This window comes from Pseudoalteromonas sp. SR45-5 (assembly GCF_014163565.1).
GTDB lineage: Bacteria > Pseudomonadota > Gammaproteobacteria > Enterobacterales > Alteromonadaceae > Pseudoalteromonas > Pseudoalteromonas distincta.
Map to the genome: position 1 here is coordinate 1 of NZ_JACJDN010000390.1, position 3885 is coordinate 3885.

Annotated in this window: 3 protein-coding genes; 2 read left to right on the forward strand and 1 reads right to left on the reverse strand. The window is 38.7% G+C overall.

Going from position 1 to position 3885, the window contains the following annotated elements:
• Nucleotides 1-1143 (forward strand): cell wall metabolism sensor histidine kinase WalK (locus H5072_RS13835; RefSeq protein WP_182693846.1); only part of this gene is annotated, 1143 nt, incomplete at its 5' end.
• 23 nt (nucleotides 1144-1166) lie between these two features.
• On the opposite strand, the gene H5072_RS13840 is transcribed toward H5072_RS13835, so the two are convergent.
• On the reverse strand, nucleotides 1167-3341 hold the full coding sequence (locus H5072_RS13840) for a S9 family peptidase (protein WP_182693847.1): 2175 nt from the start codon (nucleotides 3339-3341) through the stop codon (nucleotides 1167-1169).
• Nucleotides 3342-3532: 191 nt separating this feature from the next.
• Between H5072_RS13840 and H5072_RS13845 the strand changes: the two genes are divergently transcribed.
• Nucleotides 3533-3885 (forward strand): DUF2721 domain-containing protein (locus H5072_RS13845; protein WP_182693848.1); only part of this gene is annotated, 353 nt, incomplete at its 3' end.

Below are 3885 nucleotides of genomic sequence, written 5' to 3' on the forward strand. Positions count from 1 at the left end.
GCCCCTATTTATGGTGATAATCCTCGTAATAAAGAGCAACAAAAAATATTTTCAGCCGCGCCAGTATTTAATCAAGATAAGCTACAAGGCTATTTATATGTAATTATTGGTGGTGAGGCTTACGACACCTCACTAAGTACTGTAAAAAATAATGATAAGTTATGGCTAGCCGCTTTATGGCTTGGCTCTGCACTCGCATTTTTATTTATTGCGATGCTAATTTTGCTACGCTTTTTTACCAACCCAATTCAGCGCTTAGCCCGCGATGTTAGTAATATTGAAGCAGCTAACTACAGCCTTACCGACACCAAGCTAAGTAATTACTCAACGCAAAAAAGTAACGAAGTTCATAGTTTAGGGCGAAGTATTCAAGCCATGCTAACGCGTATTAACGAGCAGTTTAAAGCGCTTGAACAAGGCGATAAACAACGCAAAGAGTTGCTAACTCATCTCTCGCACGACCTACGTACACCACTTGCCTCCTTGCAGGGGTTTTTAGAAGTATTAAATCAGTCGGGTGAACAACTAAGTAAACAAGAGCAGCAAGAATACTTGCAGGTATCGCTTAATAATTGCGGGCAATTAAAGCTACTCATAGAGCAAATATTTGAGCTTGCTCACTTAGAAAATGGCGAAATAAGTATAAACAAAGAAACCTTTAATTTAGGTGAACTCATTTACGATTGCATGGCAAAATTTAGTTTAGCCGTTGATAAAAAAGGCATTAGTTTGTCAGTAGAACCTGCGATTTGTGATTTTCCTGTGGTTGCCGATATAGCTAAATTAGAGCGCGTGTTAAGTAACTTAATTGACAATGCAATTAGGCACACCCCTCGCGGTGGCAGCATTGCAGTACATGTAAAACGCAGTGACGATAATCAACTATTTGTGCATGTATCAGACACGGGCGTAGGCATAAAAGAAGATGAGCTGAATGCTATTTTTGACCCGCACTACCAAGCAAGTAATTCTAATAAAGAGGGGCGCCAGCAAGGTGGTTTAGGATTGGCCATTTGCAGAGGGTTATTAAAACTGATGGATAGTGAAATTTACGTACAAAGTGAAATTGGTAAAGGCACTATGTTTAGCTTTAATTTACCACAAAAAAAAGGTGCTTTCTTAAAAAGCACCTTATTGAGTTAAATCTATTTAAATATAAAGATTAATTACTTTTTAATACCCGCTAAATCAAGCATAAATGCATAGTTTAGCGCGGTATCTTCTAAGCGTTTAAAGCGACCCGATGCACCACCGTGCCCTGCTTCCATATCTATTTTAAACAGTAACTTATTATCATCAGTTTTATAGTCACGCAGCTTAGCAACCCATTTTGCAGGCTCAAAGTATTGAACTTGCGAATCGTGCAAGCCAGTCGTCACTAGCATATTAGGATATGCTTGCTTAGATACTTGGTCGTATGGCGAATAAGACAGCATGTAATCGTAGTACGCTTTTTCGTTCGGATTACCCCACTCGCCGTATTCATTTGTTGTAAGCGGAATACTCGCATCAAGCATCGTGGTTACTACATCTACAAACGGTACCGCTGCAACCATGCCTTTATAAAGTTCAGGTGCTTGGTTTGCTACTGCGCCCATTAATAAGCCACCAGCACTGCCACCTAACGCAAATATTTCATCTTTTGCGCCATACTTTTGAGAAACCAATGCTTTAGTTACATCAACAAAGTCATTAAACGTATTCTTTTTAGTGAGTAGCTTGCCGTCTTCGTACCAAGGACGACCTAGCATTTGCGAGCCACGTACATGGGCAATTGCAAATACAAAGCCACGGTCAAGTAAACTCAAACGCGTGCTTGAAAAAGTAGGGTCCATGGTTGCGCCATAAGAGCCGTAACCGTATTGCAGTAGCGGGTTAGTACCATCTTTTTTAAACGAGTCTTTACGGTAAACTAAGCTTACCGGTACTTTTATGCCATCACGTGCTGTTACAAAAATACGCTCTGAGGCGTAATTATCAGCATCAAAATCACCTAATACAGCTTGCTGTTTAAGTAGTTTTTTATCGCCAGTCGCTAAATCTACATCGTACGATGAACCTGGAGTGGTCATGCTTGTGTAGTAAACACGTAACGTGCTGCTATCTATATCGTTATTGCCATAAGTACCAATTGTATAAGCGCTATCGTTAAAGCTCAGTGGCAACTCTTTACCTGTTTTTAAATGACGAGCAATCAACTTTGATTGGCCCATTTCACGCTCTTGGTAAACTAAGTAGTCATTAAATAAATCAATGCCTTCGAGCTTAATATCATCGCGCGCTGGGATCACACTTTGCCAATTTGCTTTGTCACCAGCTTTATCAATATCCACTTTCATCAGCTGAAAATTTACAGCATCTAAGTTAGTTACAATGTAGTAAGTATTTCCTAACTTCGAAATTTCATATTCAAGCCCTGCTTCGCGCTCAATTAAGCGTTTAGGCATTGCTTTAGCATCATCAGCACTTAGTACCGATACGCCTGATGCTGCTGTGCTGCTGTGCCAAATATAAATTTCTGACTCATCTTTGCTTTTACTCATACCCATGTAGTAACTGGTGTCTGTTTCTTCGTAAATTAGCTCATCATCAGCTTGTGGTGTACCTAATGTATGACGATAAACTTGGTAACCTAGTAGAGTTTGTAAATCTTTTTTAATGTAGTAAACCGTTTTATTATCGTTTGCCCAAACTATACCGCCGTTGGTGCCCTCAAGTGTATCTTCGAGTAATTTACCGGTTGTTAAATCTTTTATTTTTATACTATAAATACGACGGCTAACAGTATCTTCGCCATAAGCCATTAAATTGCCATTCGGACTTACATTTAAGCCACTTACTGCATAATAATCATGGCCTTTCGCAAGCTCATTTACATCTAAAATAACTTGCTGATCCGTACCTGCAAAATCGCTGCTGCGTAAGTAAGTAGTGTACTCGTTATCGCCACGTGTTTGCGTTGAGTAAAAATAATCACCGTTTTTAACTGGGACTGAATCATCGTCTTTTTGAATACGCCCTTTTAGCTCTTCAAACAATTCACTTTGCAGCGTTTTAGTATGTGCAAGCATTGCATCTGTGTATGTATTTTCAGCTTCTAAATAGTTAATCACCTCTGGCGCTTTACGTTCGTCATCACGTAACCAATAGTAATTATCTACACGTGTGTCACCATGAATAGTCATCTCATGAGGCACTTTTTTTGCAACAGGGGCAATAGCTTGGGCTACTTGAACCGTTTTAACTTGTGTATTATTTTTTTTGGTTTCTTTAGGGGCTTGATTACAGCCACTTAAAATAGCTAGCGATAATGCAGCAAGTGCGAATGGAGTACGTTTCATCAGTCAAAGTCCTTGTTGTTTTTTTATTTTTTATTAAGTAATTAAATATACCTAAAAATAACCTGTGTTGTGATTTACTTTGTGAAGCTATGTAAAGTAAATCAACGTAATTCCTCTTTTCTTAATAAGCCTACATCAGGTACTCTGTAGATATATAAGTCATTTTCAAGCTCAACTGATTAAGGGTAGGAATGAATAACGAAGTAATAAATATTTTAACTATGGCTAAAGTAATTCAAACAGCTGTTGCCCCAGTATTCTTGATCACGGGTATTGCCGCTACTTTAGGTGTTTTATCTAATCGTTTGGCACGTATTACCGATAGGGCACGTCAGTTAGAACGCAGATTAAAAGTAAGTACTGACGAGGACTTTAATAAATCACTCGCTACAGAGCTGCGCGCTCTTTTAAAGCGTTCTCGATGTATACATATTGCTTTTAGTTTAAGTGTATTAAGCGCATTGCTTGTATGTGCTGTGGTTATGTTGTTATTTTTATCGCATATTCAATCTATAAACTTAGGCGTTACCATTGCAAGTTGCTT